This window comes from Bacillus sp. ABP14, from assembly GCF_001831375.1.
Taxonomy (GTDB): Bacteria; Bacillota; Bacilli; order Bacillales; family Bacillaceae_G; genus Bacillus_A; species Bacillus_A paranthracis.
Genome location: NZ_CP017016.1, coordinates 176,952 through 202,795, shown reverse-complemented (window position 1 = coordinate 202,795; position 25,844 = coordinate 176,952). Strand labels below are relative to the sequence as shown.

The window sequence follows — 25,844 nt, the reverse complement described above, 5'->3', positions numbered from 1 at the left end:
TGATAGTTAACATCAAGGAGGATCGTATTATGGAATTAAGAGATTTACAAATCTTCCAGAGCGTTGCCGAACAAGGTAGTGTAAGTAGTGCAGCAAAGGAATTAAATTACGTACAATCAAATGTAACAACGCGTATTAAACAACTGGAGAACGAGCTGAAAACACCGCTCTTTTATCGTCATAAACGAGGCATGACTTTAACAGCTGAAGGAAGAAAAATGCTCGTTTATGTTAATAAAATTTTGCAAGATGTTGAGGAGCTAAAACAAGTATTTTTAGATAGCGAAACACCCTCTGGCATATTAAAAATCGGTACTGTCGAAACAGTAAGTACATTACCTACCATTTTATCTTCTTACTATAAAAGCTATCCGAACGTCGATTTATCATTACAAGCAGGTCTAACAGAAGAATTAATTAGAGAAGTACTCGATCATCAACTAGATGGCGCTTTTATATCAGGGCCAATAAAACATCCCCTTATTGAACAATATGATGTTAGTACAGAGAAATTAATGCTTGTAACACAAAATAAAGCTTTTCATATAGAAGAATTTACAACAACGCCTCTACTCGTTTTTAACCAAGGTTGTGGATACCGTTCCAAACTAGAACGATGGCTGAAAGACGAAGGTTTGCTACCAAAAAGAATTATGGAATTTAATATATTAGAGACTATATTAAACAGTGTTGCACTCGGCCTTGGAATTACGCTCGTACCACAGTCTGCTGTCCACCACCTTTCTAAAGCAGGGAAAGTACATTGTCATGCAATCCCTGAAAAATACGGCAGTATTTCAACGGTTTTCATACGCCGCAAGGATAGCTATATGACAAATTCAATGCGTAGCTTTTTAAAAACAATCGAAGAGCACCACCACATTAATATGCTTTAAAAGACATTCTTACACGAATGTCTTTTTTTCTTACAAAAGTGTAAGTCTTCCGTAAGCTAATTCGATAGTTGCAGGCGATCATATTTCCTATAATTAAGATATAAAGCAGGGCAACAACAATTCGAAAAGGAGCGGATACGCATGATGAACAAAATGAAATCAAACAAATTTTTAAATACAATGGGCATGGTGCTATCCGCACTTGTCGATGCAAAAGCCGTTGCAACTACATTAAACAAATAAGGAGAGATTATAATGAACAACATTACATTTAACAAATCAGATTTCTTCGGACTTGCAAGTGGAGCGACTCTTCTTACAGCTTTCATTTACACACTTGCTCAAGGTCTTGTTTAACACTTTGTTTCCCCAAACCCCTTTATATATAGAAAAAGCTGCTCGTCTTATAGACAAGCAGCTTTTTAGTTTGTCCCGCTTTAATGGGCAGTAAGATCCCCTTCAGCGAAAGCAAAGAAGTTAGGTGGGGTCGGGCTGCCCATTAAAGTCCGATTGGGAGGGCTGATAATCAGTGGGGGATGAAGCCCCCCACTGATTAAAGTTTCACTTTATTTCATATATAATTTGACCTGTTTTCGTCATATCATATCCGCCAATCGCTTTTAGTTCATTATGAAATTCTTCCGATTGCAGAATGTCTTTTACAACTTCGATCAACTCTTCATTTTCTTTATTCTTCAAAATCACTAAATCATACTGCTCTTTCATGATTGGAATAAAGTCTACATTTACAATTTGCGAAAACTTTTCTGATCCTACTCCCACATCAGCTTTCCCATTCGCGACTTGCGTAGCAACACCAAGATGATTCGATTCTTCCCATTCATATCCACTAATACGTTCTTTATTTAAATTTTGAATGCGCAATTGTTCATCGACTAACACCCTAATACCAGAACCCTTTTCTCGATTTATAAATCGTATAGATGATTGAGATAAATCAGCCCATGTTTTTATATTTTTAGGATTCCCCTTTTGCACATAAAACCCAACGTTCCTTGCTAATAAATTAATCATCGTACATGGTTGTCCTACTAAAATACGTTTTACGTAAGGAACATTATATGTACCCGTTTCGCCATCAAACAAATGCAAGCTAACGATACTTCCTTCTCCTTGATACATTTTTACTAGGCTCGTTAAACTACCTTGATATGCCCTTAATATATTTGAACTTGGCAGGCGATTTTCTATACGTTTTGCCAACATGTCTAACGTTAGTTCTTGTCCGCTAATAATACATGTATTCGAGATACTATTACTGTCATTCTTTACAGAAGTAACTTGTACGTTACCTGTTTTCATTTGCTTAATATATTGTTCTAAATCTGCTGCATCAATGCGCATCTGTCTACCAATTCTATAAGAAGGCAGTTCTCCTTTTTTAATTAAATCGTATACAGTTAATTTTGATACTTTTAATCGCTTCGCTACTTCTTCCGTTGTGTAGGAATGATGATCCATAGACGATTCCTCACTTTCTTTCTTCATTGTAACAAAGAAAAGAATATTTCTCCTATATTTTAAAAATAACTACATCGTTCAAATTATATTCAATTATAACTAGTTATATTTATTTATATTTAGTTATAATTAATTATGTAAAAACGAAAGGGGATTTTTTATGAATAAGTTTACATTACACTCCATCGGGGCACTTATCCTTTCTTTTCTTCTTATATTTAGTGTTGCATGTACAAGCGGAGAGAAGAAAGAGAAATCAACCGCTAAAGAAGGAAAAACAGTTGAACTTACTATATCAGCAGCTGCAAGCTTACAAGATGCGCTAAAAGAAATTGAAACAAAATATAAAGAAAAAGAACCTAATATTAAACTTTCTTTTAACTTCGGCGCTTCTGGTGCACTTCAACAACAAATCGAACAAGGTGCACCTGCTGATTTATTCTTCTCAGCAGCCGAAGATAAATTCCAAACTCTCGTTAAAAAAGGATTCATTAATGAAAAAGAGGGGAAAAATCTCCTTGGAAACGAACTCGTTCTAGTCGTCCCAAAAGATAGTTCTCTTACAGAAATTCAAGATTTAAAAGATGAAAAAATAAAAAAAATCGCACTTGGTACACCTGAATCTGTACCTGCGGGAAAATACGCAAAAGCTTCTCTCACACATGAAAATCTTTGGAATGACATTCAAAATAAAGTCGTATTTACAAAAGATGTTCGCCAAGTGTTAACATATGTAGAAACAGGTAATGTTGATGCTGGTATTGTATACAAAACAGATGCTCTTATTTCAAACAAAGTAAAAATTGGTGAGACAGCAGTGGCTACTTCTCATGAGCCAATTCACTATCCTTTAGGTGTTATAAAAGAATCTAAGCACAAGAAAGAGGCGACCTCATTTTATGAGTATTTGCAGTCAAAAGATGCACAATCTATCTTTAAAAAATATGGATTTACAGTCCTACCATAATTGCCATGAGCTTTGATGCTATTTTGTCACCAATCTTTCTATCTTTACGAGTAGCTGCATGTGCCACCATTATCGTTACCATTTTAGGAACGATAATCGGACGAGCGCTAGCACGCTCCTCATGGAGATATAAAGTAATATTAGAAACGATTTTCTTGTTACCAATGGTACTTCCGCCAACTGTAATCGGCTTTTTTCTCATTATCATTTTTGGAAATAACAGTCCTATTGGAACGTGGATAGAATCAATATTTCAGCAATCTATTATGTTCACATCTACTGCTGCTATCATTGCTTCTACAGTTGTTGCATTTCCGCTTATGTACCAATCAGCAAAAACAGGATTTTCTATCGCGAATGTACAAATTGAAGAAAGTGCTCGTGACCTTGGTGCAAGTGAATATCAAGTTTTTCTACACGTCACACTTCCGCTTGCATTTCCTGCCTTACTAAGTGGAATGATTTTGAGCTTTGTTCGTGCGCTTGGTGAGTTTGGTGCTACGCTCATGTTTGCCGGAAACATTCCTGGTAAAACACAAACTATCCCAACTGCCATTTACATGGCGATTGATGCAAGTAATATGCAGCTCGCCTGGACACTAGTAGTTATCACTATTAGTATGTCCCTCCTATTTTTGCTATGTATTCAGCTTATTAATAAAAGAATTACTAACTCTTAAGGCAGCTCTTTTTGAAGCTGCTTTTTTATTTCTTAGGAAATAAAAATATACCACCGGGAAATAACTGAATTTTAAATTTTATTTAAATATACATTCTATTTGAATTTACTTTCTAAAATAGGCAATTTCCTGTTATTATATGGAGGTGTTTGAAAAAATGAAGAAATGAAAACGCATTTATATCGTGAATTCTTCATCCTGTTTTAGCGATCGGTAATCTTCTACTCTATTAGTGGGGCATTACCGATCGTTAGAACGATATGTAATTATATTGGTATAGCAAAACGAAGGGAGTCTTGTAATGGACATTTTATTAGCGCTTCTTCCTGCAATTGCATGGGGAAACATCTTATTAGTAAGCGTAAAAATGGGCGGTGGTGCATATAGCCAAACGGTAGGTATGACAATCGGTGCTCTATTCTTCGCAACAATTATGTATGTATTTACTCAACCAGCTTTAACAATGACAATCTTGATTGTTGGTTTTATTTCAGGTTTATTCTGGGCTTTAGGACAAGTAAACCAATTAAAAACAGTTGAAAAACTAGGCGTTTCAACTACTGTAACAATTTCTACTGGTATGCAACTTGTTGCAACTTCTATCTTTGGGGTTATCGCTTTCCGTGAGTGGACTACTACTACAACGATCATTCTGGGAACGATTGCAATCCTATTAATCGTAGTTGGTGTTGTATTCACATCATTAGATGATAAAGAAAATGCTCAGCCACCAGGACAATTGAAAAAGGGACTTCTTACTTTAATTGTTTCTACTTTTGGCTATCTTGTATATGTAATTATTATTCGTTGGTATAACATCGATGGTTGGTCTGCTATTTTACCACAAGCAGTTGGTATGTTTGTTGGTGCGGTTGTACTGACATCTAAACATAAACCATTTAACAAATATGCAATCCGTAACGCTTTATCTGGTTTACTATGGGGAACTGGAAACTTATTCTTACTTCTTTCATTACCACGTGTCGGAGTAGCAACAAGCTTCCCATTATCTCAAACTGGAATCGTTATCTCAACATTTGGTGCGATTGTCTTCTTAGGCGAAAAGAAAACGAAACGTCAATTGATCTTTATTGCACTAGGTAGTGTTTTAATTATCGGCGGCGCTGTATTACTTGGTATGACAAAAGCATAAACTTATAATCTATTAGTAAACCCCTGAGGCACATATGCTTCAGGGGTTTTTTAATTCTAATTATTTTCTAGATATAATTATTTGTATGTTTTTGGCCCTTATAATTATTCTTCCACTCTAGCAAACCCGCTACACATATAAAGAGATTAATAACAGCTAATATTAGCATAACATATAACCCAGTGGAGATATAAATTGAAATACTAACTACATTATATAAAATCCATAAATGCCAGTTTTCTAGGATTTTTCGACTTAGCATAAATTGAGCTACTAATCCTAGTACAGCATTTAAAGCGTCTAAATATGGACTTGTTGATTCTAAGTAATGGACTTGATAATACCCCCAACCAATCCATGCAACTAAAATAAAGATTATATAAAAAATCCAACCTTGCAAATCTAAACGAACTGTTGCTTTTACCTCTTCCTCCCCACTACGTGCAATCCAATGATACCAACCATATACATTAAATATAAATTGAAAACCTGCCAATACTGCCATTGCATATAATCCTTGTGTAATGAAAATATACAGAAATACCGCAACGGTAATCATGCCAAATAAAAAATTAGAGACCTTTTCCCTCGCTAATAACCAAACATTAATAATCCCCATAACCGATGCAAAAATTTCAATATAACTCGATTGAATATAAAATCCAACCAATACGCAAATGATACTAGAAACAACTAAAAATAGCGGACTTCTAATCATGATCATCTCTCCCCAGATGTATAATAAATTCCCTATCACCAGTATAAGTAACAGCCTTTACATTTACCATGAATTTCCTACTTTTCATTATCCATTCCACCTACGGGAAATCTTTTCTTTTTACAAAATTCTCTTAAAAATGTTATCGTTTTTTATAACATATCTCCACTAGAAAGGAATAGAGGATATGCTAACTAAACATCGAATTCTATTTATTGGTGCTGGTCGTATGGCAGAAGCTATATTTTCCGGATTACTTAAAACAAGCAAAGAATACATCGAAGAGATTATCGTTTCTAACCGAAGTAACGTAGAAAAGCTAGATCAATTACGAGCGCGATATAATGTGTCTACTACAACAGATTGGAAGCAACATGTTACATCTGTTGATACGATTGTTTTAGCAATGCCGCCTTCTGCACATGAAGAATTATTAGCAGAGTTATCTCCGTTACTATCGAATCAACTTGTCGTAACGGTAGCTGCCGGCATCGGCCCATCTTATTTAGAAGAAAGACTTCCTAAAGGAACGCCTGTTGCTTGGATTATGCCAAATACAGCTGCTGAAATTGGTAAGTCTATCTCCTTATACACGATGGGACAATTCGTAAACGAGACTGATCAAGAAACCCTGCAATTGCTTTTAGGGGGCATTGGTACTTCGCAACTTTGTACCGAGGAAGAAGTTCATCAACTTACTGCAGTTACTGGAAGTGCACCAGCCTTCCTTTATTACTTTGCTGAAAGTTTAATTGAAGCAACAAAAAGTTATGGAGTCGATGAAGCAACCGCAAAACACCTTGTCATTCAAATGATTTCTGGCTCTGCTTCTATGCTTGAACAAACACAAGATCCAGCTAACCTCCGTGAACAAGTAACAACGCCAGGTGGTTCCACAGCTGAAGGTCTCAAAGCTTTATATGAATATAATTTTTCAGAGGCAATTCAAAAAGCAGTAGAAGCGACAAACAAAAAAGCTAGGGGGAAATAATATGAGTTTAACAAGTTTAAAAGACTATACAACATTACATAACGGTGTAAAAATGCCTTGGTTCGGCTTAGGTGTTTTTAAAGTAGAAGATGGTTCAGAAGTAATTGAGTCTGTGAAAGCAGCAATTAAAAATGGCTACCGCAGTATAGATACTGCAGCAATTTATCAAAATGAAGAAGGCGTTGGCCAAGCAATCCGTGAATCAGGTGTTTCACGTGAAGAATTATTTATTACATCAAAAGTATGGAATAGCGATCAAGGGTATGAAACAACACTTCAAGCATTTGAAACTACATTAGAAAAATTAGGACTAGAGTATTTAGATTTATATTTAGTACATTGGCCTGTAAAAGGGAAATATACTGAATCATGGAAAGCGTTAGAAAAACTTTATAAAGACGGCCGTGTTCGTGCAATTGGCGTGAGTAATTTCCATATTCACCACTTACAAGACGTATTTGAAATTGCTGAAATTAAGCCAATGGTCAATCAAGTGGAATACCACCCACGTCTAGCACAAGAAGAGTTGCACGCTTTCTGTAAAGAACATAATATCCAGCTTGAAGCTTGGTCACCGTTAATGCAAGGACAACTACTAGATAATCCAACGTTGCAAGAAATTGCGACAAAATATAATAAATCAACTGCGCAAATTATTTTACGCTGGGATTTACAAAACGAAGTTGTAACAATTCCTAAATCAATTAAAGAACATCGTATTATTGAAAATGCAAACATCTTCGACTTTGAATTAAGTGCTGATGATATGAAAGCAATTCAAGCTTTAAATGAAGATCGTCGCGTTGGTCCAGATCCAGATAACTTTAACTTCTAATAGAAAAACCACTGCCATATGCAGTGGTTTTTCATTAAAGAAAACTGAAAATTTAAACTATATTTCATTCAGTTGACACTTCATCATCCAAGGTGTAAGATTTTGAATTATCAAAGAAACACAAAAATTAATAAAGTTTATTCGTTTACTCATTGTATCAAGAGAGGTGGAGGGACTGGCCCTTTGAAACCTCGGCAGCAGGTTCATTTTTGAATACTGTGCCACTTCCTGCAAGCTTTATAGCTTGAAAGATAGAATGAGGGACTTCGTTTATATACGGGTGCATAACTTGTACGTAAAAATCCCTCTTTCTCAATATGAAAAGAGGGATTTTTTATTTTTCATTTCCCTCATCATCATCCAAACTTAATTATTTAGGAGGAAAATCAAATGAAAAAAAAGTTTGTACCCGGTATTGCATCAGTTGTAGGAGTAAGTATTTTATTAACTGGTTGCGGTAGTTATAAAAACGAAGCAAGCGGAGCAAATGCAAAAGACGAGGCGCCTAGTAAACAGGTTTTAAACTTATCTTCACCTACTGAAATACGAACAATGGATACAGCTCGTGCTACAGATACTGATTCTGGTCAAGTAATGAGAAACGTATTTGAAGGTTTGTATAATCTTGGTGAAGGTAACAAACCTGTCCCTGGTGTTGCAAAATCTCATGAAGTAAGTGGTGATAAAACGAAATACACATTCCACCTGCGAGATTCAAAATGGTCAAACGGTACTCCTGTTACAGCGAAAGATTTTGTCTTCGCTTGGCAAAGAGCTGTTGATCCAGCAACAGCCTCTGAATATGCATTTCTATTCTTTGATATTAAAAATGCAACAAAAATTAACAACAAAGAACTTCCAGCCGACCAACTTGGTGTAAAAGCAATTGATGACCATACGTTTGAGGTAGAATTAGAACGTCCTGTTCCGTACTTTATTAGCTTAACAGCGTTCCCAACATTTCTACCAATTAACGAGGAATTCTTTAAACAACAAGGTGATAAGTACGCTTTAGAAGACAATGCAATCTTGTACAACGGAGCTTTTACACTAAGCGATTGGAAGCACGAGCAAAGCTTTAAATTCAAGAAAAATCCTACCTATTGGGATAAAGATACTGTCAAACTGGAAGAAATCAATTTTAACGTCGTAAAAGAAAAATCTACAGAAGTAAATTTATTCGAATCAAAACAATTAGACCGTATAAAACTAACATCTGACTTCGTTGATAAATATAAAAAAGATGCCAACTTTAAAGAACGTCCGAACGTAGGGGTACAGTTTCTACGTATGAATCAACAAAATAAAGTACTTCAAAACGTTTCTGCACGCCAAGCAATCGATCAAACAATCGATCGAAAATCCTTTGTAAATACACTATTAAATGATGGCTCTACACCAACCTTTGGTCTCGTTCCAAAAAACTTTGCAAAAGGGCCTGATGGAAAGGACTTCCGTACTATAAACGGGGATTTAACCAAAGTTGATACAAAATCTGCACAAGAGTTATGGAAAAAGGCAAAACAAGAGCTTGGTTCTGAAAAGATTACATTAGAATTATTAACAAGTGATGCTGACCTTGATAAGAAAACGGGTGAGTTCTTAAAAGGACAACTAGAAAAGAATTTAGATGGATTAACAGTAAATGTGAAACCACAACCACGTAAACAACAAGTTTCACTTTTATTAAAAGGTGACTATGAAATCGGTATTGATGGCTGGAGCCCTGACTTTGCTGATCCAATTACATTCCTTGAATTGTTTACAACGAATAATCCATACAACTTAGATCATTACTCTAATAAGGAGTTCGATGAAACAATTGAAAAGGTTAAAACGACTTTAGCTGGTGATGAAAAAGCTCGATGGGAAGCATTACTAGCATCTGAGAAAATATTATTTAAAGACTCTGTTATCGCTCCCCTTTACCAAAAAGGTGAATCTTATTTAGAACGTTCTTATGTGAAAGGAATTGTGCAAGTAGACTTTGCAGGCCAATTAAACTTCAAATGGGCACAAATTGAAAAATAAAAGACAACCTGAATTGAAGTTTTTCTATCTAAACCAATTATTTTATTGAAAAAATGTATTAAATGCGGATTCTCAATAAGAGGAAATCCGCTTTTTTAATATATTATTTTAAAAAATTAATGCTCAACTTTTTATTATTGACATATAGTTCTCTCCAGTGTTAATATTCTAAATAATCAAAGAAACGAAATATTTCACCATCATAATATAACGTCTACTACGTCGAAGCATATAATGATAAATTATAGTTCAACATGTATATACATATAGAACACCTGATTACCTACATGTACATATTTATAATAGGTTTTCTCTTCTTCTATAGATACACTTCAAAACATGGACATTATGACGTTACGAACAACACATTTAGGGAGGAACGAACAATGAAGAAAAAAGTTGTACCTGTTGTTGCATCTGTTTTAGGGGCAAGTCTATTACTAACTGCTTGCGGGGGAAATAAAGATAACGCAAGCGGAGCGAAAGCAAATGATAAAGCACCTGATAAACAGGCAATTAACTTATCATTTGCTTCAGAAATTCCAACAATGGATGTTGCAAAAGCAACGGATGGGGAATCCATGAACGTAATGCGTAATGTTTTTGAAGGGTTATATGCAATGGGAGAAGATAATAAACCGATTCCTGGTGTCGCTGAGTCGGTTGACGTTAGTCCCGATAAAACGAAATATACATTCCATCTGCGTGATTCAAAATGGTCAAACGGTACTCCTGTTACAGCAAAAGACTTTGTCTTCGCTTGGCAACGTGCTGTAAACCCTGATACAGCAGCTGAATATGCATTCTTATTCTTCGATATAAAGAATGCGAAACAAATAAACCAAAAACAATTGCCGATTGATCAACTAGGGGTCAAAGCTATTGATGATAAAACGTTAGAAGTACAACTAGATCGTCCTGTTCCCTACTTCTTAAGTTTAACGACATTCTCAACATTCTTACCAATTAATGAAGAGTACTTAAAGTCTCAAGGCGATAAATACGGTTTAGAAACAAATCATTTAATTTACAACGGCGCCTTCACATTAGATAACTGGAAACACGAGCAAAGCTTCCAACTGAAGAAGAATCCTAACTATTGGGATGCTAAAACGGTGAAATTAGAAGAAATCAACTTCAATGTCGTTAAAGACAAGTCTACAGAAGTTAATTTATATGATTCAGGACAAATTGATCGCGTTGCTTTAACTGCGGAGTTTGTTGATAAATATAAGGGCGATCCAAACTTCAAAGAACGCGCTGAAGTTGGCATTCAATTTTTACGACTCAATCAAAAAAATGAAACATTAAAAAATCAACATGCACGCCTTGCTATTAACGGAGCAATGAATAAGAAAGCATATGTAGAAACAATTTTAAATAACGGCGCTGTTGCAGCTGAAGGAATGGTTCCTGCGAAATTCGCAAAAAGTCCTGATGGCAACGACTTCCGTAAAGAAAATGGAAATCTAGTGAAAGATGATGTGAAAACAGCGAAAGAAAACTGGAAAAAAGCGAAGCAAGAACTTGGTACTGACAAAGTAACAATTGAACTCCTAACAAGTGATAATGCTTTAGCTAAAAAGACTGGTGAATATTTAAAAGGTGAACTAGAAAAGAACTTAGATGGATTAACAGTGAATTTAAAACCACAACCACGTAAACAACAGTTAAAACTACTGTTAAGTGGTGACTATGAAATCGGTATTGATGGCTGGGGCCCTGACTTCGCTGATCCAATTACATTCTTAGATTTATTTACAACAGATAGTGCTTACAACTTCGATAAATACTCTAACAAAGAGTACGATGAGCTAATTCATAAAGTAAAAACAGATTTAGCTGGTGATGAAAAAGCTCGCTGGGAAGCAATGAAGCAAGCTGAAAAAATTCTATTACAAGACGGTGCTGTCGCTCCTTTATACCAACAAGGTCGTTCTTACTTACAACGCTCTTTCATTAAAGGACTTGTAACAACTGACTTCGGTGGTGAGTTTAACTACAAGTGGACAGAAGTTGCAAAATAATAAGTACTAATAAAAAGGTATCCCACCGAGGATACCTTTTTATTTTATGCTTCTTTAACTACAGAGCTTCTTCTTCCCTTTACCATTCCTTTTATAGCTAAAGTCATCACTGCTACTGATTGTGTAACCAATACAATAATTAATAACGAAATAATATTTCTCTCTAAATTAACTCCCCCAAATATTATTGTATAATAGCCATTCGCTGCATATGTTGCGGGAAATAATTCGCCGATTGTTTGATATGTTTTAGAAAGCATTTCATGCGGTACAATTACACCCGAATTTACGAGTTGTAACGATAGTGAAATTATATTAAAGATCATACCTGCATTTCCGAAAACAGCTATGAACATTTGTGTTAATGAAAGAAAGGAGAAGAAGACTATTTTCAATAATCCTCTTCCCCATCTTTTTGCATCGAACTAAAACTCATCATAAATATAAACACAAACATCAAATATGTTCTCCACGTCAAAGAAGGTATATGCCCTGACCAAAGATAGCTAACTAAATAATTAATTCCCATAATACAAGACGCTATTACTAAACTAATACTTATTAGTTTTACATATTTGAGCATATCTTTTCTCCTTGTTTTTTATTTTTCTAATTCTTCAAATTGTAGATTCACTGGTTCTTCTAAAAGTGTTTCATAAAAGTTCTCTGCCAAATCTGTTGTAGGAATTTTTTCATCTACTTCATCAAATCGAATACTATCTAGCCATACACAACCTTCTCCTGATAATAAAACACCAAATGCAATACCAAGCGCTCCTTCTTTTATATCTAATACAACCGAGTACGATTGCCAGTTATTCGTATTTTTAATTGGGCGATTTTGCATGTTATCCATAGCGAGCGGTTCTGTCTCTTTTCCGTCTACTCGCATCCACAATCCTGCCCAATCTCTTACATTTTCACTCTTAACAAATGCTGTAAAACGTAATCTCTTCCCTACATATTTATCTGCTCGGAACATTTGCATTAATGTTGAAAATCCTCCGTGCGTAACATTCTCTTTTGCTTTTATGTATGCAGATACTTTCCCTTGATGGACAACTTCATAATCTAAACCCATCTCATATTCAGCAGGATGACTTCCACTTAAGATCCATCCTTTCGGTATACCTTTTTGCATTGAAACACCCTCTCTTTCTATATAAAATGACTGGAAGTACTTTCGATATTTCTTTGGTGGCAATTGAAACATTCTTTTAAAAGCCCTCGTAAATGCCTCCTGTGAGGAAAAACCATATTGCATTGCAATATCAATAACAGCTATTTCAGTTGATACTAAAGCCTGTGCAGCATGAGTTAATCTTCTCTTTCGAATGTAATCCGTTACACTCATCCCAACATATCTTTGAAAGATACGATGAAAATGGTACATCGATACTGCACTGTGAGATGCCACTCTTTCTGTTGTAAGCTCCTCATGTAAGTGATTCTCTATATATTCAATTGATTTTTTTATTATCTCTTTATACTCTTCATGCATGTTAGTCCCTCCCTCACAACTTCAATTTACCATATACATACAAATCTTTTTTGATTTAAATTGCGGATTAGCCCTTGTGACTACAGAATAATAATTTATTTTCAACACATACATAATTACATGTTTTTGGGAAAAACTTGTATAGAACGAATTTACATAAGGAGGAATTTATAATGAGAATTCTACTATCAGTTTTATTAGCTCTTATGCTAGTACCTGCATTAACAGGATGTAAAGCTCCTGCAAAAGAAGATACAACTTCGAATAAGAAAACAACTGAAGAAGCAAAAAATGAAGCTCCTGCAGATTTAAAACTTAATTTTAATGAATTTAGTTTAGATGCAGACTATCAAGATACGAAGAAAGACTACGAAGCTGATTATAAAAATGTAGCAGCTGATAAGAAAATGGAAGCAAAAATTGAAGATCATAAAGCAGATGTAAAATTAACAGGAGACGAGGCTATTACAAAATTAAGCCCACTTCTACAAGAATTAAAATTTGATAAAGATACTGCTGACCAAGAAGTAATCGATCAAGTAGTGAACGTGTTCAAACTTGATAAAGACTATCAAAAATTCGAGTTAGAAGTTGTCTTCTCTGATGGAACGAAAAAAGAATATAAAAGAGAAATAAAATAAAGAAGTAGGCAGTTGCCTACTTCTTTATTTTTGCATATCTTAAATCTGGTTTAGAGCCAACATAATATTGAAGTCCAGATACCATTTGTTTTTGTAAATAGGAATCCGACGGGAATATAATTGGAATTAATGGTGAATCTGTAAACATAATATCTTCCGCTTTATGCAATAAGTCAAAACGCTTATCTTCATTTTGTTCAACTTCTGCTTCCTTCACTAAAGCATCAAATTCTTTATTATGCCATTTTGCATAATTGTTTGGACCATCACCTGCATATAAATCTAATTTAGTAATTGGATCTAATAGAGAACCGCCCCATCCCATATAAGCTAATTGGAAATCACTTTGCTTATATGTGTCGATGTAACTCTTCCACTCTTTATTCTCTAATTTAATATCTACGCCAAGATTTTTCTTAAACATTTCTTGCATTGCTTCTGCTACTTTTTTATGTTGTGTATCTGTAGTGAACTTTAATGTTACTTCAGGTAATGTAGACCAGCCTTGTTCTTTCATGCCTTCTTCTAATAATTTTTTCGCTTCTGCTGGATCAAATTTAACGTAACCACCTTTTTCTTTACGGAAATCACGCCCACTTTGTGTTTTTGCTCCTTCTGGAACGAATGCATTTGCTTCTTGTGCATTGTTTTTATACAGTTTTTCAACAATAAACTTACGATCAACTGCTAACGAGAATGCTTTACGTACTTTCGCATTTGTGAACGGCTCTTTTTCTACGTTAAACGAATAAATATAAGATGAAAATCCTGAAACACGCTTGTATTCTTTATTTCCTTTTTCTTTCTCAATCATCTCTTGTGGTAAACCACTTAGTACATCTAATTCTTTTGATTTGTATAATTGGTACGCTGTTTTAGAATCTGGAATAATACGAAACTCAATTTCTTTTAATGTTACCTTTTTATCATAGTATTCTTTATTTTTTTGTACTGTAATAGCCTGATTATGCTTCCATTCTTTTAATGTGAATGGTCCGTTCGTAATTAACTCTTTTGGATCTGTTTTTAATTTATTATTATCATCAATTGATTTTTTAGATAATGGAATGAATAATGAGCTTGCTAACTTTTGTTTAATAGAAGACACTGGGTGCTCAAGTGTTACCTTTAATGTTTGAGGATCAATGACTTGAATGCCAACTTGTCCTTCTTCACCTTTTCCAGTATTGTATGCCTCTGCCCCTTTAATAAAATACATTTCTGTCGCATTCATAGAACCCGTTTTCGGATTTAATAATCGCTTCCATGCAAATTCAAAATCATTTGCTGTAATAGCAGAACCATCTGACCATTTAATATCTTTCTTTAAATGAATTGTATACTCAGTTCCATCAGCATTTACTTCTTCTTTCTCTGCTAATTCATTTTGATATTTCCCATCACTATCTTGCGTATATAAGCTTGAGAATAAATGTCCAATTACATAACCTGAAGTACTATCTGTCGCGATAGCGGAATCAAGTGTATATGGATCGCTACCAATATTCGTTACTAATCGATCTCCTTCTCCCTTACCAGCACTCGCCTTTTGCGTCTCTTTCTTACCGCAAGCGACAGAAGTAATTGCTAAAACAGTCATAATGACAAACAGTAAAAACTTCTTCATCCTACATTCTCCTTTAACCTGAAATTTTTGGTGTTGATGCCAATAGTGTTTTTGTATAAGAATGTTGTGGATTACGGAATACTTCGTCCGTATTTCCAAATTCAACAAGTTCTCCTTTGTATAAGACAGCTACTTTTTCACATAAATAGTGAACCATCGGTAAATCATGCGCGATGAATAAATATGTATAACCTTGTTCTTTTTGGATTTTTTGCAGCAGATGTACAATTTGAATTTGCAATGAAACATCTAAGGCTGAAATTGGTTCATCAAGAATTAATACTTCTGGCTTACACAATAACGCTCTTGCAATAGCAATTCGTTGACGTTGTCCTCCGCTAAATTCGTGCGGATAGCGATCGATATATCGTCTATCTAACCCCACACGTTCTAGCGCATCACCTGCTACTTTATCCTTTAATCCTTTATCACCTAAACCGAATGAAATATAACCTTCCGTTACGCTATCGCGTACTTTCCAGCGCGGATTTAATGCTGCTGTGGAATCTTGAAAAATAAACTGTACTTTCTGTAAGAAATCACGTTTATGAGCTGCCTTCAACTTGTGAACGACTTGACCGTTATAATCAATTTCACCAGACGTTGGACTCTCAATCCCAGCTATGAGCTTACCAAGTGTTGTTTTTCCTGAACCACTTTCTCCAATAATGCCAAGCGTTGTTCCTTTAGGGATCGCAAGTGATATGTCTTTTAACGCTGCGATTTCTTTATTTTTACTTCCATACGTTTTCGTTACTTGCTTTACAGTAATTAAATCTGTCGTCATGAGGCATTCACCTTCTCTTTTGATTTCGCCTTATTATGCTCCAGAACATGTTGCCAGCAATGTGAACTATGCTCCTTGGAATATATTGTTCTCTCTGGGAAACGATGAATACATTCTTTTATCGCTACTGGACAACGATTTACAAAAGGACAACCAAAGCTATTTAACGTCTCAATGGAAGGTGTCGTCCCTTCTATTGCACGTAATACTTTTTCAGAATCATCCATATTGGGAATTGCTTGTAATAAGCTTTTTGTGTATGGATGTTTAGGGGAGCCTATCACTTCCTCTATCGTTCCTTTTTCAACAACACGTCCTCCATACATGACAACTACTCGATCCGCTACTTCACGTACAAGTGCTAAATCGTGCGTAATTAGTAAAATACTCGTATTTTGCTTTTCCTTTCTTTCCTTTAATAACTCCATAATTTGCTTTTGAATTGTTACATCTAACGCTGTCGTAGGTTCATCCGCAATAACGAGTTTTGGGTGGCAGGCAAATGCGATCGCTAAACAAATACGTTGCCTCATGCCTCCGCTTAATTGATGTGGGTACTGTTCAAAGCGTTTCTCTGCTTCATGTATCCCTAAATCATTTAATAAGTTAATCGCAATTTCTTTTGCTTCTTTTTTCGATTTCTTTTCGTGTTGCAAAATCACCTCTGTAATTTGCCTTCCCACCTTCATCGTCGGATTTAAAGATGAAAGTGGGTCTTGAAAGATAAAAGCAATATCTTTCCCACGAATTTGATTCCATTCTGATTCTTGTAGATTCGTTAATTCCTCTGATTCAAAAGATATATTTCCATCATCAATATGAATTGATTCTTGATTTAAGCCGATAATAGATTGTGCTGTAACACTTTTCCCTGAGCCACTTTCTCCTACAAGTGCAACAATTTCACCTTCGTTAATAGAAAAGGAAACATGTTTCACAATTGCTTGTTTACTATTCTCTTTTTCAACGGCTAACGTTACGTTTTCTAAAGATAAGAGCTGTCCCATGTTTTTTCTCCTTTCGATTCTGTTTTACGATTTTTGGATCAATTGCATCTTGTAAACCATCACCAATCGCATTAAATGCGAACATAATGAGCGCAATCATGATTGCTGGGAAGAATAGCTGCCACCATTCCCCGCTTAGTAATGTCCCAAGCGCATCATTCGTCATCGTCCCCCAGCTTGCTGCCGGTGATTGCACTCCTAGTCCGATAAAGCTTAAAAATGATTCTGAAAAAATAGCTGCTGGAATTGTAAATGATAAATTTACGATAATAATGCCTGTTAAGTTCGGAATTAAGTGCCCGTATATAATTTTCATATGTGATGTACCTAATCGCTCCGCTGCAATAACAAACTCTCTTTGTTTTAAAGATAAGACTTGCGCCCTAACGAGACGTGCCATACCAATCCATCCTGTTAATGCAAGGGCGATGATAATGGTAAAAAGACCTGGTTTCATAACAATTAATAGTAAAATAACAATTAATAAATACGGGATACCGTATAACACTTCGATTCCTCGTATAATCCACTCATCAATTAATGTCCCAAGGCGATTGCGCCCTCTCACATATCCACTAAATCCTCCAATTAGCACACCAAGTCCTATATCAAGAGCAGCTGCCACTAATCCAACTACTAACGAAATCTTCCCACCAACCCAAGTACGCGCCCAAATATCTCTTCCCAAATCATCTGTTCCGAACCAATGCTCACTACTAGGTGGTAAATTTGTCGCCTCTTTTACTTGTTCACTCGCAGTAAATGGCGTTAAACTTTCACCAACAAGTGAAAAAACAATAATGAGTAATAACGTCACTGATCCTAAAACTGCGATTGGATTCGATACAAACTTACGAAACACTTCTTTCTTTCGGCTAATCTTTTGCTGATCTTTATTTATTGTTAATTCTTTTTTCTCTTCATTTGTTAATAACTGGTCATTAATTTCATAAGCCTCCATCTAAACATCTCCCTCCTTACGTAATAGAACGAATACGTGGATCAACAATACGATGAATAATATCTGTAATAAAAATACATACAATTAAAAGTGCACTATAAAAAATGGTTGTTCCCATAATCACTGGATAATCTCGATTAAAAATACTATCTACAAAATATTTTCCGAGACCAGGAATTGAAAAAATCTTTTCAATAACGAAAGTCCCTGTTAAAAGTCCAGCCATTAACGGCCCAACAAATGTAAGCACTGGAACAATTGCATTTCGAAGAGCATGTCTTATAATAATTTTCTTAATCGGTATACCTTTCGCTCTCGCTAACTTAATATAATCACTCTGCAAAACTTCAATCATATTAGAGCGAACAAATCTTGTAATCACTGCGATTGGTCCTAACGCTAATGCAAAGGATGGCAATACTGTATGTTCAAATGTACCCCAAGAGGCTACTGGTAAGAGCTCGAATTGAATAGCGAATATTTGTATAAATAGTGGTGCTAAAATAAAACTTGGAATAGAAATACCGAGGATGGCAAGTAAACTTACACCGTAATCAATTACCTTCCCATGATAGAGAGCAGCAAATGTACCTGCAGCAATTCCGACTAGCAATGAAATAATAAGTGCTTGTAAACCAATAATTGCTGATGGACCAAAGCCAGTTGTTATGATTTCTGATACACCTTGCCCGGTTGATTGAACAGATTCACCAAAATCAAAATGAACTACGCCGTCTAAATAAGCAACATATTGATTCCATAACGGTTCATCAAGGTGATACTTCGCTCTCATATTTTGCACAACTTCCTCCGGAAAGATCTTTGCATCTGATGAAAATGGATCTCCCGGAATAATATGCATAATTAGAAATGTCACTGTCGTAATAACCCATAGTGTGAACACCATAACCGATAATTTTTTAATTACATACACTCCAATAACCCCCTAAACACATATATTTACTTAGTTTTATGAACGTACTTTTTCCATTACTCCCTTTCTCTTTTTAGAATACAAAAAGCCTTGATCTTAAAAAATAAGATCAAGGCTTAATAAACAAAGGCCTATCACTTATCTTTCAAGACTTGCTTGCTGGAATTAGCACGGTGTTCCTATTACAGAACCCGCTGCTGAGGTGTCATAGGGCCAGTCCCTCTACCTCTCTGGATAAGTAAATTGCTATATTATTATTTGGTTCAAATTGTATATTTCGAATTATAATTCTGAAAAAATGAAAAGTCAATCAAATTGGATATATTTAGAAAAATCAGTTTTTAATAGTGTATTTATCTAAATTACAGTTTTTCGCCTATAATAAAAAAAAACGATATGAAAGGAGTTATATGATGGATCCCTTACTTCTAACAACTATAGGATTACCATTAACAATCGTTATACTTGTTATCATTGGATTTTATAAGCTTTTCATTAAAAAGAAAAGCATTACCTCTTTTTACACCCCCTTTGATAATATTACCGGGCAAACTATTTCCGAATTTCACGAAGAACAGAAGATATTAGTATCCGAGGATGAAGATGGAGATGGCAAGAAGAAAAAATAACCTTGCATAGGCAAGGTTATTTTTTCGTTTCTGCTTGAAAACGTTTATAGTATGTCGATGCTGTTGCAAAATTAATTTCTATATCACGAATCAACGATGAATCTTCTTCTTTAGCTAACTTCTGTAATTTTTTCATTGCTTGTTCCGATTCATTCAAGAAACCAACATATACCTCATGTTCTTGCTCTTTCGACTTCGGAACACGAATTTCTTTTCGTATATGATCAATATCTTCTAACATGCTCGTTGTTACCTTTTGCACATCTTCTTTATATGTAGCAGTCGTTATTTCCTTACCGCCCTTTTCTTTTGCCACTTCAAATAACTGCAGTGCATTATTAATTTCTTTATTCATTTTCAAATCGTATTTTTCATGTACTGCACGGTATTCTTTCATTTCTTCTGTTTGTTCTGTAGATTGCTCTACCTTTTCTTTCGGTTCTTTCGTATCCTTATTTCCATTACATCCTGCTAGAAGGATCATACTTCCCATTACAGCAATACCCAAAACCTTCTTCATCTCTTCTTCTCCTTTTATCTACAGCTACTACTCATTATAGTTTCTTTTATCTCCACTTGTTATTATACCGAGAACATCCTACTTTTTACACTTAAGACGACATCATAATATATATACCAACATGTTTGTCACAGTATCGTCACTTTATACAAATAACTTTTGCACTGCTTTACTACAGCACCTTACAAAACTATATGAGGTATTTCAAAGAAATGAAAAAAGAACTGATTCAAATATTCCCTTTGAATCAGTTCTTTTTTGTTAAGCCTCTAAATTTTGTCTTGCTTGCAGTTCAAACTGCTTTTCACTTCTTCTAGCCATAAATAAATAGCATAGTACCGCACCAATTTCACAAAGAGCTATTACAACACCCATCGGTAATGCCGTGTTACTTCCACCTATACCTACTAGCGGTGCAACAAGCGCTCCTGAAATGAACTGTAATAAGCCTAATAAAGCTGATGCTGTTCCTGCAGCTTGTTTTTGATTTCTCATCGCTAATGAGAACCCAGTTGTTGAGACAACCCCAACACTTGATACGACAAGGAATAACGAGCATAAAACACCAATTAACCCTATCCCTAGTAAGATTGTTAGTAATAAAGATAAACCACCAACAGCTGCAATAATGATACCAGAGACAAATAATGTCTTCTCATTCACTTTCCCTGCTAAACGACCCGTTACCTGACTAGCAATAATAATACCGATACCGTTAATCGCAAAGAATAAACTAAATTGCTGTGGTGATGCCCCGTATATATTTTGCAATACAAATGGCGATCCCGAAATGTAAGCAAACATTGCCGCTGTTACTAATCCTTGTGACAATGCATATCCCATAAACAAACGATCCTTTAATAGTTTTCCGTACGTCGCTAACGTCCCTGACAAACCGCCTGTTTCTCTTTCTTCAGGAGGTAATGTTTCACGTAATACGAAAGTAGCTGATATTAACATAAATACACTTATTGCCCCGAGAACGATAAAGACACCGCGCCACGTTGTGAACTGTAATAATTGTCCCCCTATAATTGGTGCCAAAATAGGTGCTGCTCCGTTTACTAACATAAGCAATGAGAAGAATTTCGTCATTTCAGAACCTGAATACATGTCACGTACCATTGCACGTGATATAACAATCCCGGCTGATCCTGAAGCTCCTTGTAGGAAGCGTAATAACACTAAAGTCCAAATAGATGGCGCAACAGCACAAAGTAAAGAAGAAGCAACATAAATAATGAGAGCAATAATAAGAGGTTTGCGTCTTCCATAAATATCACTAATTGAGCCAACAAATAATTGTCCTACTGAAAGCCCAAGCAAACAAGCTGTTAATGTAAGCTGCGCTAGGGATGCACCTGTTTGCAAGTCATCCGTTAACTTTGGTAACGAAGGCAAATACATATCAATAGATAATGGCCCAATTGCCGTAAGTGTTCCTAATACAAGAATCATCCATAACCTGTTCATCTTTACAGGCTTATATATTTCCTGATTAACTTCATTCACTTTTTTCGTTCACCCTTTCCTATATATACTAAATCGTAACAATTATAGTTACAACATAAACATACGTCAAGTATAGCGCATTTTCCTGTTTAATTCTGTAAAAAAAGCGATAGAATTTCTATCGCTTTACTTGTTCAAATTACTATTTGTAAATTTGGATACGGAAGACATCGCCTCTCCTGTATCTAAATATGTGATTTGAATTGGATCTCCCACTTCTGTAAACATAGCATATGGGAATTTCTTCACAGGTATCATAAATACTTTTTGTTCATTCTCTAACAGTACGTACACGATTGTATTTTCACCTGATTTTTCTTTATATACACGTTGTACAACGCCTTCTTTTTGCGCCTCTTTTCCATTTGAAGTCGGTCTAAATGAATCTCCGCTTCCACTCAGCGCATTTTTATAATTCTCAAGCGCTTCTTTTTGCGTCGAACCTGTTGCAAATATTTTCGCATTAGAAGCATAGATAACAGTATGGGCACGTACTAACCCTCCATCATCAATAACAGGTACAATCCAAGAAGGTTTACCGTACACGTTATAAATAACCGGCATTGTTCCATGCCACTTTTCTCTCTTAAAGGAATTATCCACGACTTCCGAAGCAGCCGAACCATCCATAATTCCCTTTACTTCTTTTCCATTATAGTAATACAACTTACCTGTACGCGCATCAATGAGTGAGTAACCTAACGCAGAATCTACTCCTTCTTTCGGAGAAGTGAAATCAGTAAAGTAATATAGTGTTCCATCCTTACCGAAAATCGGTGTAACTCCTTCTTTCGTTCCCCACTCAGTCGGGATCTTCATATCAGTTTGCGAGAATTTTGTATTCCAAAATCCGTGAATATATTTACCGAAGTACGTATTTAACGTAGATGCAGTCTCGTGATTTAATACGCCATCAACAAATTTAGGTGCCTTTCCTTTATCGTATCTTTTCACTTCGCCTGTTTGTGCATCTACTACTACAACGCCCTCTACCTCAAATCCAGATCTTCCTGAAATAAATTCACCGTACGTCATTGTATAATACGGTTTCCCTTTATCATCCACTTCAAATTTAGGTTTTCCTTTAAAGATTAAATTTGGTTCTGCTTGCCTTACCACACGCTCTAAATTATTTCCGAAAAACATGCTTGGCACGTATTTCATTTTATAACCAAGGTGCAGCTTTGCTTCTGCATCAGGATTCGTACCTGACATCGTGACGTACCCTGGAATTGTCTCAGCTTTACGTGCTTTAAAAAATCCTGAAACTTCAATCGGTGCTACATATAAAGCCTCGCCATTTACCATTTGTGGCGTTAATTCTCCTAGCTCAAAATAAGCTACTTTCGGAATATCCCCAAATACTTTTTTCATCTTATTTTCCGCTGTCTTTGGCGGCACTGTAAATGGCTGATCATTTTCAGTAAATGGCTCTGAAATATCTTTCTCTACCTTTACAACAGAATCATATTTCTTTTGCGAGATTACTATATCGTGCAAATAACCAAAGTAGCCGTAACTTGCAAGTAAAACAAGCATTAGAAGTCCTTTTAACGTACCTTCTAATTTACCTATTTGATCTTGGGAAAATAAAACAAGCCCAATTAAAATCGCTACTGCAACAGAATAATGAGTAAGAATTGAATCCACTCGATCATCAATTAGCCAAAAATATTCATAGATTGCAATACCTATCCAAAATAAAACTGGAATAACTAAAATAGATGATTTCTTACCCTTTACAACCTTCTCATCCCCTTTCTTATCCACTGCTCGAAGTTTACTACCGCTTCTTCTTGTCCATGGGATCAAAAACAAAGTGAGAATAGCTAAAATTAAAAATTTCATCAAAGGCAATGTCCCCTTTTCTTTTGTCTTCCTCTTTAGTATAACAAATAAAGGTTATTCAGGTAAAAATGGGAATTGTTATATTTTTTTACTACTTAATACAACTCCGCTCACTACATATAAGATAGATGCAATATAAAAAATCGTGCCGATCGTAAAGAAATCTACTAAATATCCTGTTGCAATAATTGCTACTGCTCCTCCAATCGATGTCCACACATGATATTTTCCAATCTCATAACCAGCATTTTCTTGTACAACTTTTCGTGCTAACGAAGTCTTCTCCGTATTACGCTGCACAGCCCCTAAAATACCCATTAAAATTTGAAGAATGTATACATGCCATACTTCTGTTGCAATAGGAAAACAAAGCATTAATATTGCCATGGTCCAGGCATATATAATTAATAATTTTTGATCGCCTACTCGATCAGACAGTTTTCCTACTAACGGGTATACAAGTGCTGAAGTTAAGGCAAATAAACCATAAGCCCAGCCAAACTGCGAAAAGCTATTTCCAACATTCCGGAGCAATAGAATGTAAAAAGGAAACACCATACTTCCCGCCATCATAATAATGCTTTGTGAAGCTATAAATCTTCTATATGTCATTTCGTATACTCCCTATAAAATAAATTCACAAATCTCTCTTTTGGATCCGCTTCTTTTTTCTTCCCAAGAAATTCTTCTATACGAGGGTATGCTCTCTTTAACTGCTCTTTCGTTGGATAAGAATAATACGGTAAATAATAACTACCGTTATGCTTTAACGTAACATCAATCATTTTCTGAATAACATTCTCTGTCTTCTTTATCTCATTTTCAGAACGCCCTTGATTAATTAAAAGAACCAGTGCAAACATATCATCTTTCGCATAGGATAAAACCGAATTTCCATTATTTTCCACGTAACGAATCGTAATATTGAGCAAATTAAACTCTTCTTCATTTAATACGTTACGTAAATCATCTATGTATTCCGTAAAAGAATCTATAGGCACAAAATATTCTTGTAACACCTCTGTCCTATTCGGGTTTTCATATTCCATAAAGGCACTATCTGACCTCATAACATTATTTCGCGTCTCATACTTTCCATCTGTACGTTCAAAATAACTTCTTTGTATATCCCAAAACGTATTCTTTCCCCAATCACTATAACGTGATAATCCAAGTAAAAATTTCGGCGCTGCTATAATAGTTTCTTCTTTTAGTTCACTATACTCTTCCCTCATATTTTGATTTTGTGCCAATGTATAATCTGTCACATACATTTCTCTTAAGAATGAATTTGGAGCAACAGAAATACGAGCTAAGTGCATACGAACATTAGCATCTTTTTTCACTTTTTCTTTGAAATAAGACGTGTATTCTTTATAATCTAGCATTTTCGTATGCGTTTCATATAATTCATCATTTGTTAACTTTAAGGTCACATCTAAAATGACACCAAATAACCCGTAACCGCCAATGACGTAAGGAAATAAATCTGCATTCTCTTCTCTACTTACATTACGCACCGTACCATCCGCCATTAGCAATCTAAACGACTCTACTGTATCAATCAATGCTTCATGACGAATATCACGACCATGTACATTTACACTTAATGAACCGCCAACCGTAAAAATATTTTGAGATTGCATAACTTGAACTGCAAGACCATATGGATTTATTTTCTTCTGAATATCATTCCACGTGACACCACTTTGAACTGTAATGCGCTTCTTCTCTGGATCAAATTCTAATATTTTATTATACCCTTTCATATCAAGCATCGTACCATGTGGATAATACGTCTGCCCGCCCTGACTATGTTGCATACCAGCAATAGAAATCTTCTCTCCAGAAACATTCGCATCTTGCACTAATTTTATTAACGATTGCTCATCAGTAGCACTTTCAACACGTTTTATTTTTGTCGGAAGCAATTTACCTACATCACTCATAATAGGATGATCGAGTTGTTTTTTATATGTATGTACAGACGTTGCAAGCAACACTGTATATGCTACAATGACCACCGCTATCTTTCCTTTTTTCAAATGACACTCTCCTCTTCTACATCTTTTCCTCTTTATATTGTACCTATTTTCC

General features: G+C 35.4%; 26 protein-coding genes and 2 riboswitches. Of the genes, 11 read left to right on the top strand and 15 right to left on the bottom strand.

Going from position 1 to position 25,844, the window contains the following annotated elements:
* Positions 1-29 precede the first annotated feature (29 nt).
* Both BGI23_RS01125 and BGI23_RS01115 read left to right on the top strand, forming a co-directional pair.
* Positions 30-896: a LysR family transcriptional regulator gene (locus BGI23_RS01125; protein ID WP_000423069.1), complete on the top strand. Its 867-nt coding sequence runs from the start codon at positions 30-32 to the stop codon at positions 894-896.
* A 255-nt stretch (positions 897-1,151) separates the two neighbouring features.
* Positions 1,152-1,253 carry a DUF3948 family protein gene (locus tag BGI23_RS01115; protein ID WP_001060013.1) on the top strand — a complete coding sequence of 34 codons (102 nt, stop codon included), beginning with the start codon at positions 1,152-1,154 and terminating at the stop codon, positions 1,251-1,253.
* A 204-nt stretch (positions 1,254-1,457) separates the two neighbouring features.
* On the opposite strand, the gene BGI23_RS01110 is transcribed toward BGI23_RS01115, so the two are convergent.
* Positions 1,458-2,405: a helix-turn-helix transcriptional regulator gene (locus BGI23_RS01110; protein WP_000712210.1), complete on the bottom strand. Its 948-nt coding sequence runs from the start codon at positions 2,403-2,405 to the stop codon at positions 1,458-1,460.
* A 133-nt stretch (positions 2,406-2,538) separates the two neighbouring features.
* Here BGI23_RS01110 and modA point away from each other — a divergent pair, with 133 nt between their 5' ends.
* The 3 genes from modA to BGI23_RS01095 all read left to right on the top strand — a co-directional run bounded on the left by modA (position 2,539) and on the right by BGI23_RS01095 (position 5,178).
* On the top strand, positions 2,539-3,345 hold the full coding sequence (gene modA, locus BGI23_RS01105) for a molybdate ABC transporter substrate-binding protein (RefSeq protein ID WP_070805084.1): 807 nt from the start codon (positions 2,539-2,541) through the stop codon (positions 3,343-3,345).
* 5 nt (positions 3,346-3,350) lie between these two features.
* Positions 3,351-4,025, top strand: coding sequence for a molybdate ABC transporter permease subunit (gene modB, locus BGI23_RS01100; RefSeq protein ID WP_000006670.1), 675 nt, complete (start codon positions 3,351-3,353; stop codon positions 4,023-4,025).
* 301 nt (positions 4,026-4,326) lie between these two features.
* Positions 4,327-5,178, top strand: a complete 852-nt coding sequence (locus tag BGI23_RS01095) for a GRP family sugar transporter (RefSeq protein WP_000353544.1) — start codon at positions 4,327-4,329, stop codon at positions 5,176-5,178.
* Between the two features lie 67 nt (positions 5,179-5,245).
* On the opposite strand, the gene pnuC is transcribed toward BGI23_RS01095, so the two are convergent.
* Positions 5,246-5,896 (bottom strand): nicotinamide riboside transporter PnuC, encoded by a 651-nt coding sequence (pnuC, locus tag BGI23_RS01090; RefSeq protein WP_044790578.1) that lies wholly within the window; start codon positions 5,894-5,896, stop codon positions 5,246-5,248.
* Between the two features lie 187 nt (positions 5,897-6,083).
* Here pnuC and proC point away from each other — a divergent pair, with 187 nt between their 5' ends.
* The 4 genes from proC (at position 6,084) to BGI23_RS01065 (ending at position 11,780) form a co-directional block, all read left to right on the top strand.
* Positions 6,084-6,887, top strand: coding sequence for a pyrroline-5-carboxylate reductase (proC, locus tag BGI23_RS01080; protein WP_000956262.1), 804 nt, complete (start codon positions 6,084-6,086; stop codon positions 6,885-6,887).
* Between the two features lies 1 nt (position 6,888).
* The gene (locus BGI23_RS01075; protein WP_000060176.1) at positions 6,889-7,722 is read left to right on the top strand and encodes an aldo/keto reductase; all 834 of its coding nucleotides are present in this window, start codon (positions 6,889-6,891) and stop codon (positions 7,720-7,722) included.
* A gap of 151 nt (positions 7,723-7,873) precedes the next feature.
* Positions 7,874-7,980, top strand: a riboswitch (SAM riboswitch).
* A gap of 132 nt (positions 7,981-8,112) precedes the next feature.
* Entirely contained in the window at positions 8,113-9,753 is a 1,641-nt protein-coding gene (locus tag BGI23_RS01070; RefSeq protein WP_044790576.1) for a peptide ABC transporter substrate-binding protein, read from the top strand.
* 386 nt (positions 9,754-10,139) lie between these two features.
* Complete coding sequence (locus tag BGI23_RS01065) at positions 10,140-11,780, top strand: peptide ABC transporter substrate-binding protein (RefSeq protein ID WP_000731078.1); 1,641 nt, start codon at positions 10,140-10,142, stop codon at positions 11,778-11,780.
* Positions 11,781-11,824: 44 nt separating this feature from the next.
* Here BGI23_RS01065 and BGI23_RS01060 read toward each other — a convergent pair whose 3' ends face one another.
* From BGI23_RS01060 to BGI23_RS01050, 3 genes are read right to left on the bottom strand one after another with little or no spacing between them, the layout of a single operon-like run.
* Positions 11,825-12,175 carry an ABC-2 transporter permease gene (locus BGI23_RS01060; RefSeq protein ID WP_044790575.1) on the bottom strand — a complete coding sequence of 117 codons (351 nt, stop codon included), beginning with the start codon at positions 12,173-12,175 and terminating at the stop codon, positions 11,825-11,827.
* Positions 12,172-12,363: a hypothetical protein gene (locus BGI23_RS01055; protein WP_044790574.1), complete on the bottom strand. Its 192-nt coding sequence runs from the start codon at positions 12,361-12,363 to the stop codon at positions 12,172-12,174. The genes BGI23_RS01060 and BGI23_RS01055 overlap by 4 nt, the downstream gene beginning before the upstream one ends.
* An 18-nt stretch (positions 12,364-12,381) precedes the next feature.
* Positions 12,382-13,281, bottom strand: a complete 900-nt coding sequence (locus BGI23_RS01050; RefSeq protein ID WP_000544196.1) for a helix-turn-helix transcriptional regulator — start codon at positions 13,279-13,281, stop codon at positions 12,382-12,384.
* 173 nt (positions 13,282-13,454) lie between these two features.
* Between BGI23_RS01050 and BGI23_RS01045 the strand changes: the two genes are divergently transcribed.
* Positions 13,455-13,922, top strand: coding sequence for a YusW family protein (locus tag BGI23_RS01045; protein WP_001221555.1), 468 nt, complete (start codon positions 13,455-13,457; stop codon positions 13,920-13,922).
* A gap of 16 nt (positions 13,923-13,938) precedes the next feature.
* Here BGI23_RS01045 and BGI23_RS01040 read toward each other — a convergent pair whose 3' ends face one another.
* Genes BGI23_RS01040 through BGI23_RS01020 form a run of 5 tightly spaced genes read right to left on the bottom strand, consistent with a single transcriptional unit; the run spans position 13,939 to position 19,238 of the window.
* Positions 13,939-15,549, bottom strand: coding sequence for a peptide ABC transporter substrate-binding protein (locus BGI23_RS01040; protein ID WP_070805083.1), 1,611 nt, complete (start codon positions 15,547-15,549; stop codon positions 13,939-13,941).
* A 13-nt stretch (positions 15,550-15,562) separates the two neighbouring features.
* A complete protein-coding gene (locus BGI23_RS01035; RefSeq protein ID WP_070805082.1) occupies positions 15,563-16,336 on the bottom strand; it encodes an ABC transporter ATP-binding protein in 774 nt (257 codons plus the stop codon).
* Positions 16,333-17,343 carry an ABC transporter ATP-binding protein gene (locus BGI23_RS01030; RefSeq protein WP_070805081.1) on the bottom strand — a complete coding sequence of 337 codons (1,011 nt, stop codon included), beginning with the start codon at positions 17,341-17,343 and terminating at the stop codon, positions 16,333-16,335. The genes BGI23_RS01035 and BGI23_RS01030 overlap by 4 nt, the downstream gene beginning before the upstream one ends.
* A complete protein-coding gene (locus BGI23_RS01025) occupies positions 17,300-18,304 on the bottom strand; it encodes an ABC transporter permease (RefSeq protein WP_070805080.1) in 1,005 nt (334 codons plus the stop codon). Before BGI23_RS01025 ends, BGI23_RS01030 begins: the two co-directional genes overlap by 44 nt.
* Before the next feature lie 16 nt (positions 18,305-18,320).
* Entirely contained in the window at positions 18,321-19,238 is a 918-nt protein-coding gene (locus BGI23_RS01020) for an ABC transporter permease (protein WP_000289331.1), read from the bottom strand.
* Between the two features lie 135 nt (positions 19,239-19,373).
* Positions 19,374-19,479: riboswitch (SAM riboswitch) on the bottom strand.
* A 172-nt stretch (positions 19,480-19,651) separates the two neighbouring features.
* On the opposite strand from BGI23_RS01020, the gene BGI23_RS01015 reads away from it, so the two are divergent.
* Positions 19,652-19,867: a DUF3951 domain-containing protein gene (locus BGI23_RS01015; protein WP_070805079.1), complete on the top strand. Its 216-nt coding sequence runs from the start codon at positions 19,652-19,654 to the stop codon at positions 19,865-19,867.
* A 16-nt stretch (positions 19,868-19,883) separates the two neighbouring features.
* Here BGI23_RS01015 and BGI23_RS01010 read toward each other — a convergent pair whose 3' ends face one another.
* The 5 genes from BGI23_RS01010 to BGI23_RS00990 all read right to left on the bottom strand — a co-directional run bounded on the left by BGI23_RS01010 (position 19,884) and on the right by BGI23_RS00990 (position 25,792).
* On the bottom strand, positions 19,884-20,387 hold the full coding sequence (locus tag BGI23_RS01010; protein ID WP_000756528.1) for a hypothetical protein: 504 nt from the start codon (positions 20,385-20,387) through the stop codon (positions 19,884-19,886).
* 261 nt (positions 20,388-20,648) lie between these two features.
* Entirely contained in the window at positions 20,649-21,860 is a 1,212-nt protein-coding gene (locus BGI23_RS01005; RefSeq protein WP_116777297.1) for a multidrug effflux MFS transporter, read from the bottom strand.
* A gap of 165 nt (positions 21,861-22,025) precedes the next feature.
* A complete protein-coding gene (locus tag BGI23_RS01000; protein WP_070805078.1) occupies positions 22,026-23,747 on the bottom strand; it encodes a DUF3981 domain-containing protein in 1,722 nt (573 codons plus the stop codon).
* A 78-nt stretch (positions 23,748-23,825) separates the two neighbouring features.
* Positions 23,826-24,359, bottom strand: a complete 534-nt coding sequence (locus BGI23_RS00995; protein WP_070805077.1) for an MFS transporter — start codon at positions 24,357-24,359, stop codon at positions 23,826-23,828.
* Positions 24,356-25,792 (bottom strand): FAD-binding oxidoreductase, encoded by a 1,437-nt coding sequence (locus BGI23_RS00990; RefSeq protein ID WP_070805076.1) that lies wholly within the window; start codon positions 25,790-25,792, stop codon positions 24,356-24,358. Before BGI23_RS00990 ends, BGI23_RS00995 begins: the two co-directional genes overlap by 4 nt.
* Between the last annotated feature and the right edge of the window lie 52 nt (positions 25,793-25,844).

Bases quoted from the DNA above. Each gene is read 5' to 3' on its own strand.
- BGI23_RS01015 (WP_070805079.1), top strand. From the start codon at position 19,652: ATGGATCCCTTACTTCTAACAACTATAGGATTACCATTAACAATCGTT.
- BGI23_RS01010 (WP_000756528.1), bottom strand. From the start codon at position 20,387: ATGAAGAAGGTTTTGGGTATTGCTGTAATGGGAAGTATGATCCTTCTA.
- BGI23_RS01055 (WP_044790574.1), bottom strand. From the start codon at position 12,363: ATGCTCAAATATGTAAAACTAATAAGTATTAGTTTAGTAATAGCGTCT.
- BGI23_RS01050 (WP_000544196.1), bottom strand. From the start codon at position 13,281: ATGCATGAAGAGTATAAAGAGATAATAAAAAAATCAATTGAATATATA.
- BGI23_RS01000 (WP_070805078.1), bottom strand. From the start codon at position 23,747: ATGAAATTTTTAATTTTAGCTATTCTCACTTTGTTTTTGATCCCATGG.
- BGI23_RS01125 (WP_000423069.1), top strand. From the start codon at position 30: ATGGAATTAAGAGATTTACAAATCTTCCAGAGCGTTGCCGAACAAGGT.
- BGI23_RS01065 (WP_000731078.1), top strand. From the start codon at position 10,140: ATGAAGAAAAAAGTTGTACCTGTTGTTGCATCTGTTTTAGGGGCAAGT.
- BGI23_RS01110 (WP_000712210.1), bottom strand. From the start codon at position 2,405: ATGAAGAAAGAAAGTGAGGAATCGTCTATGGATCATCATTCCTACACA.
- BGI23_RS01115 (WP_001060013.1), top strand. From the start codon at position 1,152: ATGAACAACATTACATTTAACAAATCAGATTTCTTCGGACTTGCAAGT.
- BGI23_RS01045 (WP_001221555.1), top strand. From the start codon at position 13,455: ATGAGAATTCTACTATCAGTTTTATTAGCTCTTATGCTAGTACCTGCA.
- BGI23_RS01025 (WP_070805080.1), bottom strand. From the start codon at position 18,304: ATGGAGGCTTATGAAATTAATGACCAGTTATTAACAAATGAAGAGAAA.
- BGI23_RS01075 (WP_000060176.1), top strand. From the start codon at position 6,889: ATGAGTTTAACAAGTTTAAAAGACTATACAACATTACATAACGGTGTA.
- pnuC (WP_044790578.1), bottom strand. From the start codon at position 5,896: ATGATTAGAAGTCCGCTATTTTTAGTTGTTTCTAGTATCATTTGCGTA.
- BGI23_RS01070 (WP_044790576.1), top strand. From the start codon at position 8,113: ATGAAAAAAAAGTTTGTACCCGGTATTGCATCAGTTGTAGGAGTAAGT.
- BGI23_RS01095 (WP_000353544.1), top strand. From the start codon at position 4,327: ATGGACATTTTATTAGCGCTTCTTCCTGCAATTGCATGGGGAAACATC.
- modA (WP_070805084.1), top strand. From the start codon at position 2,539: ATGAATAAGTTTACATTACACTCCATCGGGGCACTTATCCTTTCTTTT.
- BGI23_RS01040 (WP_070805083.1), bottom strand. From the start codon at position 15,549: ATGAAGAAGTTTTTACTGTTTGTCATTATGACTGTTTTAGCAATTACT.
- modB (WP_000006670.1), top strand. From the start codon at position 3,351: ATGAGCTTTGATGCTATTTTGTCACCAATCTTTCTATCTTTACGAGTA.
- BGI23_RS01035 (WP_070805082.1), bottom strand. From the start codon at position 16,336: ATGACGACAGATTTAATTACTGTAAAGCAAGTAACGAAAACGTATGGA.
- proC (WP_000956262.1), top strand. From the start codon at position 6,084: ATGCTAACTAAACATCGAATTCTATTTATTGGTGCTGGTCGTATGGCA.
- BGI23_RS01005 (WP_116777297.1), bottom strand. From the start codon at position 21,860: ATGAACAGGTTATGGATGATTCTTGTATTAGGAACACTTACGGCAATT.
- BGI23_RS01030 (WP_070805081.1), bottom strand. From the start codon at position 17,343: ATGGGACAGCTCTTATCTTTAGAAAACGTAACGTTAGCCGTTGAAAAA.
- BGI23_RS00995 (WP_070805077.1), bottom strand. From the start codon at position 24,359: ATGACATATAGAAGATTTATAGCTTCACAAAGCATTATTATGATGGCG.